This window comes from Modestobacter sp. KNN46-3 (genome assembly GCF_011039295.1).
Window position 1 is genome coordinate 1 of the sequence record NZ_JAAKGN010000047.1, and the last position, 19,940, is coordinate 19,940.

The following is a 19,940-nucleotide window of genomic DNA, read 5'->3' on the forward strand; positions in this document are numbered from 1 at the left end:
GGACTGCAAGCCGCAGGAGCAGGACGTCGAACCCCATCGCCACGACGAACGGGGGCACCACAAGCGGGCTGAGCAGCACTGCGCCGACCAGCACGGAGGCGGGCAGATGGCGGGACGCCAGCGCCCGTCCGGCGAGGGCGCCGAGCGGGGTCGCGAGCATCGCCACCAGCCCACCGAGGGCCAGCGAGCCGACGACACCGGAACCGGCGCCCTGCTCCGCCGCCTCGGCCACGCCGGACAGGCCCCACTCCTGCGGCAGGACCGCCGGAGCCGACCAGCGGTCGGCGAGCCCCCACAGTGCGAGGGGGACCAGGGGCAAGACGAACCAGGCCGCCAGCAGGAGCAGGGCCAGCCCCGGGAGCAGGCGCCGGGCGCCGAGCGTCACCGCCAGCCCTCCATGCGGCGCAGTGCCGCTGCGGCGACGGCCACGGCGGCGAGTGCCAGCGCCGCGGTCGCCACCGCGACGGTCGCGGCCTCCGGGCGGGCGGTCAGCTCGAGGGAGGTGAAGAGCCGGAAGGCCAGCACCGGCAGCGGCTCGGGAGACGGGCGGCCCAGCAGCCAGGCGACCTCGTAGGACCCCAGGACGTAGACGAAGCTGATGCCCGCCGAGGCGACGAGTGCTGGTGCGGCCAGCGGCAGCGTGACGTAGCGGAGCCGGGCCCACGGCCGGGCTCCCAGCACGATGGCGGTGTCGCGGTAGGAGGCGACCCGGCTGGCCAGCGCGCTGGACACCACGAGGGCGATGAACGCCGACTCCTTCCAGGCGTACTCGGCGACGACGGCGATCCACCACCGCCCGCCCACCAGCGGTGGCCAGCCGGTCTCGACGCCCAGCAAGCGGGGGAGGAAGCCGGCGTCGGCGAGGAGCAGCCCGACCGCCGCTGCTCCTACCACGTGCGGGACCGGGATGGTGGCCGAGCTGAGCAGGGCGAGCAGTCGGCCGGAGCGCCGGCGGCCGGTGATGGCCAGCGCCGTGGCCAGCCCCACGAGGGCCGCCAGGACGGTGGCGGCCGTGGCGATCGCCACGGACAGGCCGGCGGCCGTCCACAGGTGATCGGTCGGTGCTCGCCAGGGGTCCAGCGTCAGGCGGGGCTGCCCGACCAGCGGGGTGAGGCCGAGGCTGCTCAGCAGCGCCGAGGTCAGGGCCGCCAGGACGACGGCGCCGGTGGGGACGACCGCGGGCAGGATGAGCAAGAGCGCCCGCCGGCGCGGCGAGCGCCGGGACCGGCCGGTGTGGAGCGGCCCCGCGGTGTGCGTGCGGCGCCCTGGGGCAGCGAGCGGCAGGCCGGTCACGGGTTGGCGGCGAGGACCGTCTGCCGCCATCCCTCCTCCAGCCGGGGCACCCACTCCGCGGACAGCTCGGGGTCGGCGCCGCGGGACAGCTCCTCGTAAGGGGGCACCACGGCGGCGGGCAGCTGCTCGAACGCGGCACGATCTCCAGCATCCAGGCGGGACAGGTCCAGGACGGTGAACTGGCCCCACACCTCGGGCCGGGCCTTGGCCAGCTGCTGGTCGGCGGAGAGCGCCAGGTCGGCGACGACCATCGCCCCCTCCTGGTCGCCGGAGGTCGAGGGGATCGCGAGGAAGCTGGCGTTGCCCAGCGTGCCCTCGTCCAGGGTGAGGACCCGGGTGGTGGGCGGGTAGGTCCCGTCGGCGACGAGGTCGGGAAGCGTGGCGGGCCCGTAGGTCATCGTCATGTCGACCTCGCCGTCGGCGAACAGCTGGTTCAGCTGCTCCCCGGTCTGCGGATAGGTGTCCCCACCCCGCCAGAGGAACGGGGCGAGGTCGGCCAGGGTGTCGAAGAGCCGCGGGGTCAGCTCGTCGTAGGCGTCCTGCGAGTAGGTCAGCGGCACGTCCTCCGGTCCGCCGGAGACGCCGTAGAGGACCTGGCGGAGGAACGCCGACCCGGTGAAGTCCGGGGGCGCCGGGTACGTGAACCGGCCCGGGTTGGCCCGCGCCCAGTCCAGGACCCCCTGCAGCGTCGTGGGTGGGTCCGGGACGGCCGCGGAGTCGTAGACGAGGGTGAACTGGGCCTTGTGCCAGGGGGCCTCGCATCCGTCGACGGGGGTCCCGAAGTCGGTGGTTAGCAACGGATCATCGGGATCGGTCCCCGCCATGTTGGGCAGCATCCCGGTCCAGCCGCACAGCCAGGCGCCGGCTTGTCGCCCGGTGGCGAAGTTCTCCCCGTTGATCCACACCAGGTCAACGTCGCCGTCGGTGACACCCGCCTGCCGCTCGCTGAGGATGCGGTTGACCGCGTCGGCGGTGTCGGCGACCGGGACCCGCCGCAGCGTCACCCCCTGCTCGGCCGCCGCCGGAGCGAGGATGTCGTCGACGTAGGCGTTGCCCTGTTCATCGCCGCCGTACATCCACAGGTCCACGGTCTGGCCTTCGGCTTCCGCCCGGATGTCGGCGAACGAGCGGTCCTCTGCCTGGGGTGCGGCACTGTCGGGCGCCGCGCACGCCGCCATCATCAGCGCCAGAGTGGCCAGGCCGACGGCCGTGCGACCGGCGTGACGCGGTCGGCTGTTCAGTCGGGTCATGGACTGGCCTCCTGGGTCGGTGCTTGTTGGCCGTCGCAGCGGCGACCGGGCGTGTCGGGAACACGCTCGGGTGTTCTCCGGCTTCCCGCCACCGGGCGCGGCGCCCGCGCCGATGATCGACTGTGCCCTGGCAGCGGCGAACGGCCGGTCGTGAACGGACGGGAGGACGCCAGTGCTGGACGGGCCGGCTCGGCGCATGCTCGAATCTCCGCTGGGCCGGCTGGCTGCGGGAGTCGACCGCCCGTGGCTGACCCCGGACCGGATCACCGCCGCCGGGCTCGTGCTGGGACTGGGCTCGGCCGGGGCTGCAGCGTCCCAGGCGTGGGCGGCGGCGCTGGTGCTCTGGCTGCTCTCCCGGCTCGCGGACGGCCTCGACGGACCGCTCGCTCGTCGCCGCCAGGCCCGGACAGGGGAACCGGACGCCGGTGCCGGTGCCGGTGGCTTCTTCGACATCACCGCCGACTTCACCGTCTACGGCAGCACCGTGGTCGGGGTCGCGGTCGGCACCGCGGGGGTCGGTGACGGACCGTGGTTGCCGTTCCTGCTGGTGCTGCTGGCCTACTACCTGAACGGTGCCGCGTTCCTGGCCTTCTCCTCCATCGCCGAGCGGTCCGGTCGCCGGCTCGACGACGGCCGGTCGCTGTCGTTCATCGGCGGGCTCGCCGAGGGGACCGAGACGATCCTGGTGCATGCGCTGTGGCTCCTGCTGCCGGAGCAGGCGTGGCGGATCGCCCTCGTCTGGGCCGTGATCGTGCTTCTCAGCGCGGTCCAGCGGATGTGGGCGGGCTACCGGTCGCTGGGGTGACCCGGTGCCTGCCGCTGCTCAGGCGGGGGCGCGCAGGTCGCACCACGCCCGGCGGGCCCGTACCGCGGCAGCGGTGAGCCGGGACGCCACGGGGCCGGCCAGCCGGGCGCGGACGGTGGCGACTGCGCCGTTCCAGGTGGCGTCGGCGAACGTCGGGTACGCGTGGGTCGTCCCGGCTACCGCGGAGGCCCGCATGCCGTGCCGGACCGCCAGGGTCAGCTCCGCCAACGTCTCCCCGGCCCGCGGGCCGACAACCGTGGCACCGACCAGACGGCCCCGGCCGTCCAGGACCAGGTCGGTGAAGCCGGACGTCTGCCCTTCCGCCACCGCCCTGTCCACGTCGGCGAGGCTCTCCCGGTGCACCGTGCAGCCGGCGGGCGGACCGCCCGAGTCGACGCCGACAGCGGCGACCTCCGGGGAGGTGAACGTCACGCGGGGCACGACCGGGTCGACGCGACGGCGCAGGCCTAGCACGGCGTTGCCGGCCGCCAGGCTGCCGTGCACCCCCGCGGTATGGGTGAACTGTGGGTGGCCGGTGAGGTCGCCGGCCGCCCAGATCCGCGGGTTGGAGGTGCGCAGGTGCGCGTCGACCACGATGGTGCCGTCGTCGGCGAGGTCGACGCCGGCCGCGGAGCAGCCCAGGTGGGCGGTGCTGGGCTTCCGGCCCACGGCCACCAGCAGTTGATCGAAGGCCACGGCATCGCCGTCGGCGAGCAGCAGTTGGCCGCCCCGGCCGGAGTGCACGACCTTCGTCACCGGCTGGCCGAGGAGGAGTCGGACCCCGTCGGCGGCCAGGGCGAGGGCGACGATCTCGGCGGCGTCCGGAGCCTCCTTGCTCAGGATCCGGTCGGCGCCCTCGACCAGGGTGACCTCGGCGCCGAGGCGGGCGAAGGCCTGGGCGAGTTCACAGCCGATCGGTCCGCCGCCCAGCACGGCCAGCCGGGTGGGCAGCTCCTGGAGGTCCCAGACGGTGTCGCTGGTCAGCACGTCCGCAGGATCCAACCCCGCGATCGGAGGGACGGCGGGGGTGGCGCCGGAGGCCAGGAGGGCCTGCCGGAACCGCACCGTCCGGCCCTCGACGTCCGCGGTGTCCGGTCCGGTGAGGCGAGCAGTGCCGGTCAGCACGTGCACGCCAGCGGCCTCCAGCGAGGCGGGGGAGTCACTCGGGGCGATGGCGTCGATGGCGGCGCGCACGTGGGCCATCACCCGGCTGAAGTCGACCCGCACGGCGTCGACGTCCACCCCGAAACGGTCCGCGGCCCGGGCGTCGGCCGCCGCAGCCGCGGACGCCAGCAGTGACTTGGAAGGCACGCAGCCGGTCCACAGGCAGTCGCCGCCGGTGCGGTGTCGCTCGACCAACAGGACCCGGGCGCCCAGGCCCGCGGCTGTCTTCGCGCCGACGAGGCCGGCTGTGCCACCGCCGATGACCAGCAGGTCCCAGTGGGTGTCATCGAAGGCTGACGTGGTCATCGGTGGTCCTCCTCGAGCAGTTGGTCGACGGTGCGGTGCAGGCGTGCCACCGCGGCCGGGTCGGGGCCGACGAGCTGGGACAGACGCAGCATCGCCCAGCGCATCGACCGGAAGTCCTCGGCCGCGGAGGCACAGCGGTCGCACTCGGTCAGGTGGGCTTCCAGGCGGCGGATCTCGCCGGGGTCCAGCGGGGCCGAGGGGTCGGCGTCGAGGTAGCGCTGGAGGCGCTTGGCGGTGAAGTGGCAGGACAGCATCCTGCGCAGGCCGGTGATCACCGCAGGCTCCCTTCGGGCCGGGCATGGGCGCGCAGATGGGCGCGCACCCGCTGGCGCGCCCGGCTCAGGCGGGACATCACCGTGCCGAGCGGAACGTCGAGCAGCCCGGCCACCTCGGCATAGGTCAGGCCGTTGACGTCCACGAGCACGAGCACCGTCCGGAACTTCGGGTCCAGGCTGTCGACGGCCCGCTCGAGGTCGTCGGGCAGGATCTGCAGCACGATCTGCTCCTCGGGGCTGGGCTCGGTCAGCGCGCCGAACGCCGGCCGTGCTCCCGGCAGGATGGCGGTGTCCTCGACGGGATCCGGTCGACGCCTGCGGTGCATGTTCACGTTCGTGTGCCGCAAGATCGTCAGCAGCCACGCGCGCGGGTGGGCGCCGTCGAAGCGGTCCAGCGCACGCCAGGCCCGGATCAGCGTTTCCTGGGTGAGGTCCTCCGCCTCGGCCCAGGACCCGGTCAGGGTGCCGGCCACCCGGAGCAGCACCTCGAGCTCCGGCTCGACATGCACCCGGAACAGCTCAGCCCGTTCCGCGGCGGGACCGGCCGGCGGAGGGGACATGCTGCAGGAACCCGGCGGCGACGACGCGGTGTTCCCGGAGGCCCAGGATGGCGGCCATGAGCTCGATCCGCTTCCCGCCTCCTCGCCTCCCGAGGCAGTGGCCCTAGCGCGGCGGCTGGGCGCGCTGAGCGACGCCGACATCGACGCCCGCCCCGGGCGGCTGCTGGAGGGCGAGCTCGACGACGTCCGCTCCGCCGCGCCGCGGCGAACACATCCAGATCCGGGTCGGCATGGTCCCTTCCGACGTCCGCCGCTGACGGTCCGGGGCAGTGATCTCTGCGGATGCCAGGATCCGGGTGTGGACCTCGGACGATGGACGGCGCTGCTGCGCGCCGACGCAGCGCACCTGCCGCCACGGGAGACGCAGATCCGGGACGCCGCCTGGATCGCCCGCTGCGTCGGCCGCGGTGCGACGGCGCCCCTGGGCCCCGAGGACGTCATCGCGCTCGCCGGCCGGATCTCGCCGCTGCACTTCCGGCGCGGTGAACGAATCCTCGGTGACGCCGGTGCAGGGCAGCCGGGCGTCTGCATCGTCCGCGACGGACACGTGGAGCTCAGCGTCGGGACGTCCCGCGGCAGGGTGGTCGTCGGTGTCCTGCGCCCGGGAGACGTCGATGGGGACCTGCCGCTGCTGCTCGGGATCCCGGTGCCGTACACGGCTCATGCGCTGGACGAGACCGTCTGCCTGGTCCTGTCGCCCGCCGACTTCGAGTCGCTGTTGAGCCAGCATCCGGCGGTGTCCCGGCGATGGCTGTCCAGCGTGGCGCAGCGGCTTGCCACCAGCCACGGCCGGCTGATCTCCCTGCTCGGCCGCCCGCTGGTCGCGCAGCTTGGCCGGACTCCTCGTCGACGAGGCGGAGGACGGGAACGTCCAACTCCCGCAGCGCACCTTGGCGGCGATGCTGGGGGTAGCCCGTCCCTCCTTGAACAAGGTGCTCAAGGACCTGGAGCGGCGAGGCCTGGTCGAGCTCGGCTACGGATCGATCCGGCTCCTGGACGAGGCGGGTCTGCGCAGCATGCGTGATTCCTGAACCCCCGCCGAGGACGTCGGGGGTCGCCGGCCGGCATGACGCTTCGCGAACACATCAGGAACACCGTCAGCCGAGTGACATTTCGATCGTCTCACCTGCCGGAACGGGGCAGGGTCAGCGGGTGGGGAAGCCGTCGGGGGGTCGGCTTCGACGCGAAGGCCCTGCCCGCGCTTCTGCGCCTCGGTGGCGGATGTCGAGCGCGTAAGCAAGGCGCCGAAGGAGAGGAGCGAGACGTGCAGTTGATGAGTTCGGTCGTCGCGTGGGCGGCGACGCGTTCGCCGAAGCCTCCCGCCGGGAAAGGCCGTGCAGTTCCTGACCGGAGGTGGTGGCTGTGAGCGGTTCGACTCGGGAGGTTTCCGGCGGCGGCGACACCTCTGACCGGCGGATCGTTCCCATGCTGGCGTGGGGCATCATCGCGGGTCTCCTCGCCGGAGTCGTCTTCATCGCGCTGACCATGTGGCTCACCGCCAGCATGGGCAATCCGGCCCTCACCCCGTTGAGAGTGATCGCGACCATCGTGGAGGGACCACCTCCGCCGGAGGCCACGATCTGGGTGGGTGTGGTGGTCCACTTCGTGCTCTCCGCCTTGTTCGGACTGGTCTTCGCCGCCGCCGTCGCCATGCTCCGCGACCGATCGGCAGGACGGTCCTGGGCCGCCGCGGTGCTGTGGGGAGGGCTGATCTATGGAGGGCTGCTCTACCTGGTCAACTTCCAGCTGTTGGCGCGGTTGGTGCCGCAGTTCGCTGCCTTCCTGGGGGTCAACCAGCCGTTCGAGGTCACCGTGCACCTGCTGTTCGGTGCGCTCCTGGCGGCCTTCCTCGTCGTCGGGCCGGAAGCCCGCCGCCGGTCACCGGACGGCTCCAGGCCTGGGGCCTGAATCCATGACGAAGATGTCGATGACGCATCGAGAACAGGAGAGGGCAAGACATGACTGAGTACGCGTACCCCCATTTCCGTGCGGGGCTGCTGGTGGAGGACCGCGGCTTCCTCGGCGGTATCGAGCCCGGTGGCCGGTTCCCGGACTTCGACCTGCCGACGATCGACGGCGGGCGCGTGGCCAGTCGGGAGCTGATCGGCGGCAAGCCGCTGCTGGTCTACTTCGGCTCGGTCACTTAGCCGATGACGGCGAGCGCCGGTCCGGCGCTCCAGCGGCTCTATGACGACTTCGGGGACCGCGTTCGGTTTCTGGCCCTCTACGTGCGCGAGGCTCACCCCGGCGACCGCTACGTACAGCCCCGGGACATGCAGACCAAGACCGACCAGGCGCGGGCCTACGCCGAGCGCGACGGCATCCGTTGGCCGGTGGCCGTGGACGACATCGGCGGAACGCTTCACCGGCAGCTCGACGACAAGCCCGACGCCGCATACATCGTCGGCACCGACGGCAGAGTGCTGTTCCGGAGCTTGTGGGCCAACGAGCACGAACGTCTGCGCGCCGCCCTCGAATCGGTCGCCGCCGGAGAGCAGCGGCCGGTTGGGCAGTCCGAGGCCAAGGGGCGTGCACTGCTGCGCGGGACGGGCACGATGTGGCAGACGTTGAGCGCGGCCGGCCCCGTCGCCCTGCGTGACGTCGCTCGGCAGGCTCCGCCGATGTGGCTGTCGGCCCGGGTGGCCGACCTGGCACGCCCACTTCCTCCACTGGCGCGCGGCGCAGTCGGCACCGCACTGCCCATGGTGGGCATGATGGGCATGATGGGCGCCGCCCTCTTCTGGCGCCGTCGTCGTCGGTAGCTGGAGCGCGCCGGCGAGTGGCACGGCCGGTCGTGCAACCGGCCGTGCCACTCGCAGGTGGACCGGGAGACGCTGCGCTCGCACGCGAGCAGCCGCAGCCACAGCTCGCTGAGGGTCGGGAACGCGCTACAGGTACCGGCAGACAGTGGCGGGATCGCACGTGTCGGGTTCGATCGTGCGCGCCTGAGCCCGCAGGTGCGCGACGGTGCCACGCAGGGCAGCGAGCTCGGTGAGCTGCCGGTCGAGGGCCTCCAGGCGTTCGTCGAGAAGGCCCTGGACGTGCCGGCAGGGGGCGTCTCCTGAATCACGGATGTCGAGGATCGTTCGGATCTGGGCGAGGCTGAACCCGGCGGCCTGGCTGCGCCGGATGAAGTCCATGCGCGCCACGATGTCGGGGCTGTACTGCCGGTAGCCGGCGCTGGTGCGCCGGGGCGGTGGGAGGAGTCCGGCCCGCTCGTAGAAGCGCAGGGTCTTCGCAGTCGTGCCGGTGGCCGCCGCGACCTCGCCGATCTTCACTGGCCCATTCTCACGGCCAGGTCAGCTGGCCGCACGGGTCGGTCGTGACATCGGGCGAGTCACGTGGCGACCGCGTCCGCTCAGCCGTGACCTGTGATGCCGAGCAGTCCTGCCACGAAGTGGAGGCTGTCCGGGACGGGGCACCCGGTCGCATCGAGGATGCGGTTCATCATCTCGAAGTTCGCGCACACCCCGACTGCGGCGGCGGCCACCTGTGGGCCACCCTCCTGGCTCAGGGCTCGACGGCTCTCGTCGAGTCGCTGACCGGTCACCATGGCCGTCGCAAGATCGCGGAGCTCAATCCCCCAGGCAAGTCCGGGATCGATGCGGTCGTCGACGACGGGTCGTAGATCGGCTGATTGCCCGGTCGTCTTCTGCACACTCGCACGGAGCATGTTGGCGTGGGCGATCAGCTAGTAGAAGCAGTCGTTCAGGAATGAGACGCGGGCAGCGAGGAGCTCCATCTGCGCGCGGGACAGCTCGTTCTGGTGAGTGAGGTCGGCCATCTGTGGGGTGCTGAGGTAGAGCTGCGCGTGGAGCTGGTCTCTCGCACTCTCCTCCGCCGGCACCGCTGAGAGGGCGTACCGCGCGCCGTCCTCCGGGTCGGTGGGCACGAACGCGGCGCGCGGGCGGACATCGATGTTGCGCCGGCGCGTGGGTTCACCCGGCTCGCTGTCAGGCAGTGCCTCCTCTGCTGACCCGACCCCCCGGACGTAGGCGTCCACTGCGGCCACCCTGCTGACGATGCCCACGACCTCCACGTACTGCTCGATCGTCATGCCGCGGGTGAGGAGATCGGCGACCCACTCTCGCGTGATGAGGTTCGCGGCGGCCGACACCGACTGCGCGGCTTCGACCAGCACGGGCTCGAGCTCCGTGTGTGCGTCGGCGAACGTGCGGGCGGCCCGCGCCTCCCTGGCCACCGCCACCCGCTCCTCTCCGGACAGCCATGTCCCCGGCGCGGCAAGTCGCCCCCATTCCCGGCGCAGCTCCGCGCGGACGCCGTCGGGCACGGGCAGGACGGCGGCTTCCAGTTCGAAGGCCACGTGAGGAACTCTCCTGCATCGGCAGCGTTCGGGCACCCCGACGCCCGGCGTCGTCTCGGCGGGATTCCAGCCGGCAGCCGGCCTGTGACGATGGCCGGCTTGACCCTCCCCTGCACTGGAAGGTCCAGCCTGGGCGTGGACAGCTGACCGGCAATCCGAGGGAGCGTGCGATGGCGATCGATGGGGACGTCGATCTTGCGGTGATCGGTTCCGGGGGTGCGGCGATGGCCGCGGCGATCTCCGCCCGACAGGCGGGGGCGGACGTGGTGGTCGTCGAGCGGGGCACCCTGGGGGGCACCTGCGTGAACGTGGGCTGCGTGCCGTCGAAGACGCTGCTGGCCGCGGCCGGCCTCCGGCACGCCGCGATGACAAACCCGTACGCAGGGGTGAGCCTGTCCGCCGACGGGGTGGACCTGGCGGCCCTGGTCGCGCAGAAGGACGACCTGGTCGCCGGGATGCGCCAAGCGAAGTACGCCGTCGTCGCCGACGCCTACGGCTTTCCCGTCCGGAAGGGGGAGGCCCGCTTCCGCGACCGGGACACCGTGGAGATCGACGGCGTCCCCCTGCGCGCTGCTGCCTACGTGGTCGCGACCGGTGCGGTACCGGACGTGCCGGCGCTGCCGGGGCTGGATCAGGTGCCGTACCTGACCTCCACCTCCGCGATGGAGCTGACGGCGGTACCGCAGTCGCTGGTCGTGATCGGCGGTGGCTACGTGGGGATGGAGCAGGCCCAGCTGTTCGCGCACCTCGGCGCGGAGGTGACCGTCGTCGGCCGCCTGGCTCCGCACGCCGAGCCTGAACTGGCCGAGGAGCTGCGGGGGGTGTTCGCCGAGGACGGGATCACGGTGGTCGAGGAGCGCGCCGCCACGGTCAGCAGCACCGGTGACGGCACGACCGTGACCACCACATCCGGCCGGCTGGTGAGTGGGCAGCGGCTGCTCGTGGCCACCGGCCGGCGGGCCCAGACCGATGGTCTGGGGCTCGAAGCTGCCGGGGTGCTCACCGACGCGCGCGGATTCGTCGTCACGGACGACCAGCAGCGCACCAGCAACCCGCAGATCTTCGCCGCCGGGGACGTGTCCGGCGCACCGCAGTACGTCTACGTCGCCGCCGCGGGCGGCCGGGCAGCGGCACTGAACGCACTGGGCGTCGGCGGCACCGAGCCGGCCCGGGTCGACTACACCGGCCAGCCTTCAGTCGTCTTCACCCGTCCCCAACTCGCCTCGGCCGGCCTGACCGAGGTTCAGGCGCTCGCGGCCGGGCACCGCTGCGAATGCCGGGTGCTGGGCCTGGCCGACGTCCCGAGGGCGCTGGTCAATCGCGACATCCGCGGCGCGGTGAAGGTGGTCGCCGACGCCGACACCGGTCGGATGCTGGGCGTGCACGCCCTGGCCGAGGGCGCCGGGGAGATGATGCTCGCCGCCACCTACGCCATCAGGGCGGGCATGACCGTCGACGACGTGGCAGACACCTGGGCGCCCTACCTGACGATGGCCGAGAGCCTGCGCATCGCGGCCGGCCTGTTCCGCAACCAGATGCCGACATCCTGCTGCGCCTGATCTCCGCGTACACCGCAGGACCGCTGTTCGCGCACATCGATGAGGGGAAGAGCAATGGCAGAGCACGTGGACGTGGCCGTGATCGGCATGGGCCCGGGCGGCGAGGTCGCCGCCAGTCGCCTGCTGTCCGCCGGCCGGCGGGTCGCAGTCATCGAACGTGAGTTGATCGGGGGAGAGTGCGCCTACTGGGCCTGCATCCCGTCCAAGACCGTGCTGCGGCCCCCGGAGGCTGCCGGCGGGGTCGACCGGGCTGCGGGCGCCGACGGCGCGCGGCTGGACTGGCCCGCCGCGCGCGACTACCGCGACTACATGGCCCGCCACCTCGACGACGCCGGACAGGTCAGCGGCTACCGGGACGCCGGCGCGCTGGTGCTGAAGGGCGACGCCAGGATCAGCGGTCCGGGGCGGGTCACCGTCGACGGCCGGGAGCTCACCGCCGATCACGTGATCGTCGCCACCGGCTCGGAGGCGCTGACCCCACCGATCGAGGGTCTGGACCAGGTGACCGTCTGGACCAACCGGGAGACCTACACCGCCGCGGACCTGCCCGGCCGCGCGCTCGTCGTGGGGGGGAGCGCTGTGGGCGTGGAGACGGCGCAGTTCCTCGTCCGCTTCGGCGTCCAGGTCACGCTCCTGCAGCGCGGCGACCGGCTGATGGGCCGCGAGGAGGCGCGCGTCGGTGAGCTGGCCGAGGCTCACCTGCGGGACGCCGGCGTGGACGTCCGTACCGGACGCGAGCCGGTCCGGGCCCGCCGGGACGGTGCCGACTCGGTGCTCGACCTCGCCGACGGCAGCTCCGTCCGCGGCGACGTGGTGATCGTCGCCACCGGCCGTACTCCCCGTACCGAGGGACTCGGCCTCGAGGATGCCGGCGTCCAGATCGCCGAGTCCGGGGCAATCGTGGTGGACGAGCACTGTCGTGCTGCCGAGGGTGTGTGGGCTCTCGGCGACGTCACCGGCATCCTGCCGTTCACCCACGTCGCCAAGTACCAGGGCCGCATCGTCGCCGACACCATTCTCGGCCGACCTCGCACCGCCCGGTACGACGGAATTCCCCGGGTCGTCTTCGCCGATCCGGAGATCGCCGCCGCCGGGCTCACCCAGGGCCAGGCACGTGATCAGGGTCTGACGACGGTCAGCGCCGAGGTCGACCTCGCACAAGCCATCGCCCGGCCGTGGACCTACGAGCGCGATCCCCGCGGCCACCTGGGCCTGCTCGCCGATCCGAACCGCCGGGTGTTGCTCGGCGCCTGGGCGGTCGCCCCCCAGGCGGGGGAGTGGATCCACCAGGCCTCCCTGGCCATCCGCGCCGGCATCGGCATCGACACACTGCTCGACCAGGTCGCGCAGTTCCCCACCTACACCGAGGGGTACGTGACCGCGCTGGAGGCGCTGGACCTGTAGGACCCGCCGGGGCGCGACGACGGAGCAGGACGGTGCAGGCAGGTCAGGGCAGAGGAGGAGCCGTGCGGGACGTCGTGGTGATCGGCGGCGGCCACAACGGGCTGGTCGCCGCCTGCTACCTGGCCCGCGCCGGGCTCGACGTCGTCGTTCTCGAACAGTCGGACAAGCTGGGTGGCGGTACCCGCACCGACGAGCTGATCCCGGGCTACCGCTTCGACACCCACTCCGTCGCGCACAACCTCATCCAGGCCACCGACCTCGTCGACGATCTGGCCCTGGAGGACGTGGGGCTGCGGTACGTCGAGATGGATCCCTTCTCGGTCGCCGTGGGGCGGGACGGCGCCATCGTCCGGTTCCACCGCAGCGTCGAGCGGACGGTCGCGTCGATCGCCGAGGTCTCGCCGGTCGACGCCGACCGGTACCGGGCGTGGATGCGCGACGCCATGCCCCTGGTACGGGTGCTCAGCGCCGGCCTCAGCGGGAGCAGTCGCGGGGCATGGCGGCGGGCGCCCGGACTGGCGCTGGCCGCTGGGCGGGCGCTGCGGCGCAACGGCGGCCCGGTGGGGGTTGCCGAGCTGCTGGCCTCGCCGTACCGGTCGCTGTTGGAGCAGCGGCTGGCCACCGACCGGGTGCGCGGGCCGGTGGCCGCCTTCGCGGCCCACGCCTCGGCCTCACCGGGGGCGACGGGCAGTGCGCTGTTCGGGCTCTGGCAGGCCTTCTACCACCAGGTGGGCCAGTGGCACCCGCTCGGCGGGTCCCAGGCCCTGGCCGACGCCCTGGCGCGGCGGCTGGCCGGACACGGCGGCGAGGCCCGTGCCGGTGCACCGGTCGAGCGCATCCTGCGCCGAGGGAACGAGGTGGCCGGCGTTGTCCTGGCCGACGGATCGACGGTGGCGGCTCGCTGCGTGGTCGCTGCCGTCGAGCCCCAGGTGGCGCTGCTCGAGCTCCTCGACCCACCCCTGACCGGGCCGGTCGCCGACCGGCTGCGAACGACGCACCGGGGCAACGCCGTCCAGTCGCTGGTGCTCTTGGCGGTGGATCGGCTCCCTGCGTATCCCGGCGCGCGACCGGGCGACCACGCCGGGCTGCAGTCGTTCGTCGACGCCCTCGATCCACTCGTCGACGGGTTCGCCCAGGCCGAGGCCGGCCGGCTCCCGGCCGACCCGGTGCCCACCTACGCCTTCACCCCCAGCGCCCTCGACCCGACACTCGCCCCAGCGGGGCGGCACACCGTGTACCTGGCCTGCCCGTGCGCCCCGGCCCGGCTGCGGGACGGCTGGGCCGGTGACCGCGAGGCCTTCGCCGATCGGATGATCGACACCGTCGAGGACCGCGCGCCTGGATTCCGCGGCTCGATCGTCGACCAGGTGATCCGCACTCCGGCGGACATGGCCACGGAGTTGCGCTGGCACGGCGCACACACGATGCACCTGGACGTGAGCCTGGACCAGCTCGGCCCGTTGCGCCCGACCCGCGCGCTGGCCGGCCATCGGACGCCGGTGGCGGGACTGTTCATCAGCGGAGCAGGCACCGCGCCGGTCGGTGGGGTGTCCGGTGCGCCGGGCCGGGCCACGGCTCGAGCCGTGCTGCGTTCCTTCGCCCGCTGACCGCCATGAAACTGGATCCACGAGTCGGCTCCGACTGTCCGCACCGGCGTGTGCATGGCGATCCGGCGTGAGCAGGTCGTCCAGTCCCCAGCTACGGCCAGGGCCACCTCACCGCAACGGACTCGTGCGACCTGTGGTCCTTAAGGAGCTGTCCCTCCCGTCTCCGGCGCTCTGCAGCTGCACATGACGAACTCGTTGACGGGACTACTGCGCCAGCGGCCGTACCGGCAGCTGTGGGTGGCGCGCACGGTGTCGCAGTGGGGCGACGCCTTCAACACCGTGGCTCTGGTGCTGCTCGTCTACTCCCTGACCGGCTCGGGCCTCGGGGTCTCCGGGGTGGTGGTCGCCGAGATCGTCCCGGTGCTCGCCTTGGCGCCGGTGGCCGGTGCGCTGGTCGATCGGCTGCCGCGGGTTCGGGTGATGATCGCCGCGGACCTGCTCCGAGCAGCCCTGGCCTTCGCCCTGCCCTTTGTGGACGGCAGCGTAGCGGCGGTGTACGCGATCGCCGTCGGGCTGTCCGCCGGCGCCGTGTTCTTCAATCCCGCGGCAGCCGATCGACCAGCGCACCGGCCACCGGCGCCAAGGCGAGCACCGGGACGATCTCGGCGACCACCACCCCGGAGACCCCGAGGCCCGAGCCGGTCAGGGAGTAGACGAGCAGCACCAGAGCCACGGTGTTGAAGGCGTCGCCCCACTGCGACACCGTGCGCGCCACCCACAGCTGCCGGTACGGCCGCTGGCGCAGTAGTCCCGTCAACGAGTTCGTCATGTGCAGCTGCAGAGCGCCGGAGACGGGAGGGACAGCTCCTTAAGGACCACAGGTCGCACGAGTCCGTTGCGGTGAGGTGGCCCTGGCCGTAGCTGGGGACTGGACGACCTGCTCACGCCGGATCGCCATGCACACGCCGGTGCGGACAGTCGGAGCCGACTCGTGGATCCAGTTTCATGGCGGTCAGCGGGCGAAGGAACGCAGCACGGCTCGAGCCGTGGCCCGGCCCGGCGCACCGGACACCCCACCGACCGGCGCGGTGCCTGCTCCGCTGATGAACAGTCCCGCCACCGGCGTCCGATGGCCGGCCAGCGCGCGGGTCGGGCGCAACGGGCCGAGCTGGTCCAGGCTCACGTCCAGGTGCATCGGGTGTGCGCCGGGCCAGCGCAACTCCGTGGCCATGTCCGCCGGAGTGCGGATCACCTGGTCGACGATCGAGCCGCGGAATCCAGGCGCGCGGTCCTCGACGGTGTCGATCATCCGATCGGCGAAGGCCTCGCGGTCACCGGCCCAGCCGTCCCGCAGCCGGGCCGGGGCGCACGGGCAGGCCAGGTACACGGTGTGCCGCCCCGCTGGGGCGAGTGTCGGGTCGAGGGCGCTGGGGGTGAAGGCGTAGGTGGGCACCGGGTCGGCCGGGAGCCGGCCGGCCTCGGCCTGGGCGAACCCGTCGACGAGTGGATCGAGGGCGTCGACGAACGACTGCAGCCCGGCGTGGTCGCCCGGTCGCGCGCCGGGATACGCAGGGAGCCGATCCACCGCCAAGAGCACCAGCGACTGGACGGCGTTGCCCCGGTGCGTCGTTCGCAGCCGGTCGGCGACCGGCCCGGTCAGGGGTGGGTCGAGGAGCTCGAGCAGCGCCACCTGGGGCTCGACGGCAGCGACCACGCAGCGAGCCGCCACCGTCGATCCGTCGGCCAGGACAACGCCGGCCACCTCGTTCCCTCGGCGCAGGATGCGCTCGACCGGTGCACCGGCACGGGCCTCGCCGCCGTGTCCGGCCAGCCGCCGCGCCAGGGCGTCGGCCAGGGCCTGGGACCCGCCGAGCGGGTGCCACTGGCCCACCTGGTGGTAGAAGGCCTGCCAGAGCCCGAACAGCGCACTGCCCGTCGCCCCCGGTGAGGCCGAGGCGTGGGCCGCGAAGGCGGCCACCGGCCCGCGCACCCGGTCGGTGGCCAGCCGCTGCTCCAACAGCGACCGGTACGGCGAGGCCAGCAGCTCGGCAACCCCCACCGGGCCGCCGTTGCGCCGCAGCGCCCGCCCAGCGGCCAGCGCCAGTCCGGGCGCCCGCCGCCATGCCCCGCGACTGCTCCCGCTGAGGCCGGCGCTGAGCACCCGTACCAGGGGCATGGCGTCGCGCATCCACGCCCGGTACCGGTCGGCGTCGACCGGCGAGACCTCGGCGATCGACGCGACCGTCCGCTCGACGCTGCGGTGGAACCGGACGATGGCGCCGTCCCGCCCCACGGCGACCGAGAAGGGATCCATCTCGACGTACCGCAGCCCCACGTCCTCCAGGGCCAGATCGTCGACGAGGTCGGTGGCCTGGATGAGGTTGTGCGCGACGGAGTGGGTGTCGAAGCGGTAGCCCGGGATCAGCTCGTCGGTGCGGGTACCGCCACCCAGCTTGTCCGACTGTTCGAGAACGACGACGTCGAGCCCGGCGCGGGCCAGGTAGCAGGCGGCGACCAGCCCGTTGTGGCCGCCGCCGATCACCACGACGTCCCGCACGGCTCCTCCTCTGCCCTGACCTGCCTGCACCGTCCTGCTCCGTCGTCGCGCCCCGGCGGGTCCTACAGGTCCAGCGCCTCCAGCGCGGTCACGTACCCCTCGGTGTAGGTGGGGAACTGCGCGACCTGGTCGAGCAGTGTGTCGATGCCGATGCCGGCGCGGATGGCCAGGGAGGCCTGGTGGATCCACTCCCCCGCCTGGGGGGCGACCGCCCAGGCGCCGAGCAACACCCGGCGGTTCGGATCGGCGAGCAGGCCCAGGTGGCCGCGGGGATCGCGCTCGTAGGTCCACGGCCGGGCGATGGCTTGTGCGAGGTCGACCTCGGCGCTGACCGTCGTCAGACCCTGATCACGTGCCTGGCCCTGGGTGAGCCCGGCGGCGGCGATCTCCGGATCGGCGAAGACGACCCGGGGAATTCCGTCGTACCGGGCGGTGCGAGGTCGGCCGAGAATGGTGTCGGCGACGATGCGGCCCTGGTACTTGGCGACGTGGGTGAACGGCAGGATGCCGGTGACGTCGCCGAGAGCCCACACACCCTCGGCAGCACGACAGTGCTCGTCCACCACGATTGCCCCGGACTCGGCGATCTGGACGCCGGCATCCTCGAGGCCGAGTCCCTCGGTACGGGGAGTACGGCCGGTGGCGACGATCACCACGTCGCCGCGGACGGAGCTGCCGTCGGCGAGGTCGAGCACCGAGTCGGCACCGTCCCGGCGGGCCCGGACCGGCTCGCGTCCGGTACGGACGTCCACGCCGGCGTCCCGCAGGTGAGCCTCGGCCAGCTCACCGACGCGCGCCTCCTCGCGGCCCATCAGCCGGTCGCCGCGCTGCAGGAGCGTGACCTGGACGCCGAAGCGGACGAGGAACTGCGCCGTCTCCACGCCCACAGCGCTCCCCCCCACGACGAGCGCGCGGCCGGGCAGGTCCGCGGCGGTGTAGGTCTCCCGGTTGGTCCAGACGGTCACCTGGTCCAGACCCTCGATCGGTGGGGTCAGCGCCTCCGAGCCGGTGGCGACGATCACGTGATCGGCGGTGAGCTCCCGGCCGTCGACGGTGACCCGCCCCGGACCGCTGATCCTGGCGTCGCCCTTCAGCACCAGCGCGCCGGCGTCCCGGTAGCCGCTGACCTGTCCGGCGTCGTCGAGGTGGCGGGCCATGTAGTCGCGGTAGTCGCGCGCGGCGGGCCAGTCCAGCCGCGCGCCGTCGGCGCCCGCAGCCCGGTCGACCCCGCCGGCAGCCTCCGGGGGCCGCAGCACGGTCTTGGACGGGATGCAGGCCCAGTAGGCGCACTCTCCCCCGATCAACTCACGTTCGATGACTGCGACCCGCCGGCCGGCGGACAGCAGGCGACTGGCGGCGACCTCGCCGCCCGGGCCCATGCCGATCACGGCCACGTCCACGTGCTCTGCCATTGCTCTTCCCCTCATCGATGTGCGCGAACAGCGGTCCTGCGGTGTACGCGGAGATCAGGCGCAGCAGGATGTCGGCATCTGGTTGCGGAACAGGCCGGCCGCGATGCGCAGGCTCTCGGCCATCGTCAGGTAGGGCGCCCAGGTGTCTGCCACGTCGTCGACGGTCATGCCCGCCCTGATGGCGTAGGTGGCGGCGAGCATCATCTCCCCGGCGCCCTCGGCCAGGGCGTGCACGCCCAGCATCCGACCGGTGTCGGCGTCGGCGACCACCTTCACCGCGCCGCGGATGTCGCGATTGACCAGCGCCCTCGGGACGTCGGCCAGGCCCAGCACCCGGCATTCGCAGCGGTGCCCGGCCGCGAGCGCCTGAACCTCGGTCAGGCCGGCCGAGGCGAGTTGGGGACGGGTGAAGACGACTGAAGGCTGGCCGGTGTAGTCGACCCGGGCCGGCTCGGTGCCGCCGACGCCCAGTGCGTTCAGTGCCGCTGCCCGGCCGCCCGCGGCGGCGACGTAGACGTACTGCGGTGCGCCGGACACGTCCCCGGCGGCGAAGATCTGCGGGTTGCTGGTGCGCTGCTGGTCGTCCGTGACGACGAATCCGCGCGCGTCGGTGAGCACCCCGGCAGCTTCGAGCCCCAGACCATCGGTCTGGGCCCGCCGGCCGGTGGCCACGAGCAGCCGCTGCCCACTCACCAGCCGGCCGGATGTGGTGGTCACGGTCGTGCCGTCACCGGTGCTGCTGACCGTGGCGGCGCGCTCCTCGACCACCGTGATCCCGTCCTCGGCGAACACCCCCCGCAGCTCCTCGGCCAGTTCAGGCTCGGCGTGCGGAGCCAGGCGGCCGACGACGGTCACCTCCGCGCCGAGGTGCGCGAACAGCTGGGCCTGCTCCATCCCCACGTAGCCACCGCCGATCACGACCAGCGACTGCGGTACCGCCGTCAGCTCCATCGCGGAGGTGGAGGTCAGGTACGGCACCTGATCCAGCCCCGGCAGCGCCGGCACGTCCGGTACCGCACCGGTCGCGACCACGTAGGCAGCAGCGCGCAGGGGGACGCCGTCGATCTCCACGGTGTCCCGGTCGCGGAAGCGGGCCTCCCCCTTCCGGACGGGAAAGCCGTAGGCGTCGGCGACGACGGCGTACTTCGCTTGGCGCATCCCGGCGACCAGGTCGTCCTTCTGCGCGACCAGGGCCGCCAGGTCCACCCCGTCGGCGGACAGGCTCACCCCTGCGTACGGGTTTGTCATCGCGGCGTGCCGGAGGCCGGCCGCGGCCAGCAGCGTCTTCGACGGCACGCAGCCCACGTTCACGCAGGTGCCCCCCAGGGTGCCCCGCTCGACGACCACCACGTCCGCCCCCGCCTGTCGGGCGGAGATCGCCGCGGCCATCGCCGCACCCCCGGAACCGATCACCGCAAGATCGACGTCCCCATCGATCGCCATCGCACGCTCCCTCGGATTGCCGGTCAGCTGTCCACGCCCAG

At 73.0% G+C, this 19,940-nt stretch carries 21 protein-coding genes and 2 pseudogenes; 9 read left to right on the plus strand and 14 right to left on the minus strand.

What is annotated here, in order from left to right; genetic code table 11:
* The 3 genes and pseudogenes from G5C62_RS12095 to G5C62_RS12105 form a co-directional block, all read right to left on the minus strand.
* Positions 1-385: pseudogene (locus G5C62_RS12095) on the minus strand (hypothetical protein); the annotation flags it as partial.
* Positions 382-1,293 (minus strand): ABC transporter permease, encoded by a 912-nt coding sequence (locus tag G5C62_RS12100; RefSeq protein WP_241175858.1) that lies wholly within the window; start codon positions 1,291-1,293, stop codon positions 382-384. The pseudogene G5C62_RS12095 and the gene G5C62_RS12100, both read right to left, overlap by 4 nt.
* Positions 1,290-2,543, minus strand: coding sequence for an ABC transporter substrate-binding protein (locus G5C62_RS12105; RefSeq protein WP_206330607.1), 1,254 nt, complete (start codon positions 2,541-2,543; stop codon positions 1,290-1,292). Before G5C62_RS12105 ends, G5C62_RS12100 begins: the two co-directional genes overlap by 4 nt.
* A gap of 196 nt (positions 2,544-2,739) precedes the next feature.
* On the opposite strand from G5C62_RS12105, the gene G5C62_RS12110 reads away from it, so the two are divergent.
* Positions 2,740-3,348 (plus strand): CDP-alcohol phosphatidyltransferase family protein, encoded by a 609-nt coding sequence (locus tag G5C62_RS12110; protein WP_241175859.1) that lies wholly within the window; start codon positions 2,740-2,742, stop codon positions 3,346-3,348.
* 18 nt (positions 3,349-3,366) lie between these two features.
* Here the strand turns inward: G5C62_RS12110 and G5C62_RS12115 are convergent, their stop codons facing one another.
* The 4 genes from G5C62_RS12115 to G5C62_RS28695 form a co-directional block, all read right to left on the minus strand.
* On the minus strand, positions 3,367-4,818 hold the full coding sequence (locus G5C62_RS12115) for an NAD(P)/FAD-dependent oxidoreductase (protein ID WP_164701197.1): 1,452 nt from the start codon (positions 4,816-4,818) through the stop codon (positions 3,367-3,369).
* Positions 4,815-5,093: a zf-HC2 domain-containing protein gene (locus G5C62_RS12120; protein WP_036337926.1), complete on the minus strand. Its 279-nt coding sequence runs from the start codon at positions 5,091-5,093 to the stop codon at positions 4,815-4,817. Before G5C62_RS12120 ends, G5C62_RS12115 begins: the two co-directional genes overlap by 4 nt.
* Positions 5,090-5,653 (minus strand): sigma-70 family RNA polymerase sigma factor, encoded by a 564-nt coding sequence (locus G5C62_RS12125; protein WP_164701198.1) that lies wholly within the window; start codon positions 5,651-5,653, stop codon positions 5,090-5,092. Before G5C62_RS12125 ends, G5C62_RS12120 begins: the two co-directional genes overlap by 4 nt.
* 103 nt (positions 5,654-5,756) lie before the next feature.
* Complete coding sequence (locus tag G5C62_RS28695; protein WP_277424777.1) at positions 5,757-6,383, minus strand: hypothetical protein; 627 nt, start codon at positions 6,381-6,383, stop codon at positions 5,757-5,759.
* A 100-nt stretch (positions 6,384-6,483) separates the two neighbouring features.
* Between G5C62_RS28695 and G5C62_RS28075 the strand changes: the two genes are divergently transcribed.
* From G5C62_RS28075 to G5C62_RS12145, 4 genes are all read left to right on the plus strand, one after another.
* Positions 6,484-6,684 (plus strand): helix-turn-helix domain-containing protein, encoded by a 201-nt coding sequence (locus G5C62_RS28075; RefSeq protein WP_241175860.1) that lies wholly within the window; start codon positions 6,484-6,486, stop codon positions 6,682-6,684.
* Positions 6,685-7,078: 394 nt separating this feature from the next.
* Positions 7,079-7,561 (plus strand): hypothetical protein, encoded by a 483-nt coding sequence (locus tag G5C62_RS12135; protein WP_164701200.1) that lies wholly within the window; start codon positions 7,079-7,081, stop codon positions 7,559-7,561.
* A gap of 50 nt (positions 7,562-7,611) precedes the next feature.
* On the plus strand, positions 7,612-7,800 hold the full coding sequence (locus G5C62_RS12140; protein ID WP_164701202.1) for a hypothetical protein: 189 nt from the start codon (positions 7,612-7,614) through the stop codon (positions 7,798-7,800).
* Positions 7,801-7,803: 3 nt separating this feature from the next.
* Entirely contained in the window at positions 7,804-8,415 is a 612-nt protein-coding gene (locus G5C62_RS12145; protein ID WP_164701203.1) for a hypothetical protein, read from the plus strand.
* 126 nt (positions 8,416-8,541) lie between these two features.
* Here the strand turns inward: G5C62_RS12145 and G5C62_RS12150 are convergent, their stop codons facing one another.
* The 3 genes from G5C62_RS12150 to G5C62_RS12160 form a co-directional block, all read right to left on the minus strand.
* The gene (locus tag G5C62_RS12150) at positions 8,542-8,931 is read right to left on the minus strand and encodes a heavy metal-responsive transcriptional regulator (protein ID WP_036337935.1); all 390 of its coding nucleotides are present in this window, start codon (positions 8,929-8,931) and stop codon (positions 8,542-8,544) included.
* Between the two features lie 80 nt (positions 8,932-9,011).
* Positions 9,012-9,311: a hypothetical protein gene (locus G5C62_RS12155; protein ID WP_156119256.1), complete on the minus strand. Its 300-nt coding sequence runs from the start codon at positions 9,309-9,311 to the stop codon at positions 9,012-9,014.
* 33 nt (positions 9,312-9,344) lie between these two features.
* On the minus strand, positions 9,345-9,977 hold the full coding sequence (locus tag G5C62_RS12160) for a hypothetical protein (RefSeq protein ID WP_164701205.1): 633 nt from the start codon (positions 9,975-9,977) through the stop codon (positions 9,345-9,347).
* A 170-nt stretch (positions 9,978-10,147) separates the two neighbouring features.
* On the opposite strand from G5C62_RS12160, the gene merA (G5C62_RS12165) reads away from it, so the two are divergent.
* The 4 genes and pseudogenes from merA (G5C62_RS12165) to G5C62_RS28080 form a co-directional block, all read left to right on the plus strand.
* Positions 10,148-11,536 (plus strand): mercury(II) reductase, encoded by a 1,389-nt coding sequence (gene merA, locus G5C62_RS12165; RefSeq protein ID WP_164701207.1) that lies wholly within the window; start codon positions 10,148-10,150, stop codon positions 11,534-11,536.
* Positions 11,537-11,590: 54 nt separating this feature from the next.
* On the plus strand, positions 11,591-12,940 hold the full coding sequence (locus tag G5C62_RS12170) for an NAD(P)/FAD-dependent oxidoreductase (RefSeq protein WP_164701208.1): 1,350 nt from the start codon (positions 11,591-11,593) through the stop codon (positions 12,938-12,940).
* A 62-nt stretch (positions 12,941-13,002) separates the two neighbouring features.
* Complete coding sequence (locus G5C62_RS12175) at positions 13,003-14,547, plus strand: NAD(P)/FAD-dependent oxidoreductase (protein ID WP_164701210.1); 1,545 nt, start codon at positions 13,003-13,005, stop codon at positions 14,545-14,547.
* A 183-nt stretch (positions 14,548-14,730) separates the two neighbouring features.
* Positions 14,731-15,006: pseudogene (locus G5C62_RS28080) on the plus strand (MFS transporter); the annotation flags it as partial.
* Positions 15,007-15,082: 76 nt separating this feature from the next.
* Here the strand turns inward: G5C62_RS28080 and G5C62_RS12185 are convergent.
* The 4 genes from G5C62_RS12185 to merA (G5C62_RS12200) form a co-directional block, all read right to left on the minus strand.
* On the minus strand, positions 15,083-15,316 hold the full coding sequence (locus G5C62_RS12185) for an MFS transporter (protein ID WP_241175861.1): 234 nt from the start codon (positions 15,314-15,316) through the stop codon (positions 15,083-15,085).
* Between the two features lie 183 nt (positions 15,317-15,499).
* Positions 15,500-17,044, minus strand: a complete 1,545-nt coding sequence (locus G5C62_RS12190; protein ID WP_164701212.1) for an NAD(P)/FAD-dependent oxidoreductase — start codon at positions 17,042-17,044, stop codon at positions 15,500-15,502.
* 62 nt (positions 17,045-17,106) lie between these two features.
* The gene (locus G5C62_RS12195) at positions 17,107-18,456 is read right to left on the minus strand and encodes an NAD(P)/FAD-dependent oxidoreductase (RefSeq protein ID WP_164701208.1); all 1,350 of its coding nucleotides are present in this window, start codon (positions 18,454-18,456) and stop codon (positions 17,107-17,109) included.
* Between the two features lie 54 nt (positions 18,457-18,510).
* Complete coding sequence (merA, locus tag G5C62_RS12200; protein ID WP_164701207.1) at positions 18,511-19,899, minus strand: mercury(II) reductase; 1,389 nt, start codon at positions 19,897-19,899, stop codon at positions 18,511-18,513.
* Between the last annotated feature and the right edge of the window lie 41 nt (positions 19,900-19,940).

Excerpts from the sequence above, each read along its gene's own strand:
- G5C62_RS12135 (WP_164701200.1), top strand. The coding sequence starts at position 7,079 with ATGCTGGCGTGGGGCATCATCGCGGGTCTCCTCGCCGGAGTCGTCTTC.
- G5C62_RS12140 (WP_164701202.1), top strand. The coding sequence starts at position 7,612 with ATGACTGAGTACGCGTACCCCCATTTCCGTGCGGGGCTGCTGGTGGAG.
- G5C62_RS12195 (WP_164701208.1), bottom strand. The coding sequence starts at position 18,456 with ATGGCAGAGCACGTGGACGTGGCCGTGATCGGCATGGGCCCGGGCGGC.
- G5C62_RS12110 (WP_241175859.1), top strand. The coding sequence starts at position 2,740 with ATGCTCGAATCTCCGCTGGGCCGGCTGGCTGCGGGAGTCGACCGCCCG.
- G5C62_RS12125 (WP_164701198.1), bottom strand. The coding sequence starts at position 5,653 with ATGTCCCCTCCGCCGGCCGGTCCCGCCGCGGAACGGGCTGAGCTGTTC.
- G5C62_RS12105 (WP_206330607.1), bottom strand. The coding sequence starts at position 2,543 with ATGACCCGACTGAACAGCCGACCGCGTCACGCCGGTCGCACGGCCGTC.
- G5C62_RS12170 (WP_164701208.1), top strand. The coding sequence starts at position 11,591 with ATGGCAGAGCACGTGGACGTGGCCGTGATCGGCATGGGCCCGGGCGGC.
- G5C62_RS28695 (WP_277424777.1), bottom strand. The coding sequence starts at position 6,383 with ATGCTGGCTCAACAGCGACTCGAAGTCGGCGGGCGACAGGACCAGGCA.
- G5C62_RS12115 (WP_164701197.1), bottom strand. The coding sequence starts at position 4,818 with ATGACCACGTCAGCCTTCGATGACACCCACTGGGACCTGCTGGTCATC.
- G5C62_RS12145 (WP_164701203.1), top strand. The coding sequence starts at position 7,804 with ATGACGGCGAGCGCCGGTCCGGCGCTCCAGCGGCTCTATGACGACTTC.
- merA (WP_164701207.1), top strand. The coding sequence starts at position 10,148 with ATGGCGATCGATGGGGACGTCGATCTTGCGGTGATCGGTTCCGGGGGT.
- G5C62_RS12185 (WP_241175861.1), bottom strand. The coding sequence starts at position 15,316 with ATGACGAACTCGTTGACGGGACTACTGCGCCAGCGGCCGTACCGGCAG.
- merA (WP_164701207.1), bottom strand. The coding sequence starts at position 19,899 with ATGGCGATCGATGGGGACGTCGATCTTGCGGTGATCGGTTCCGGGGGT.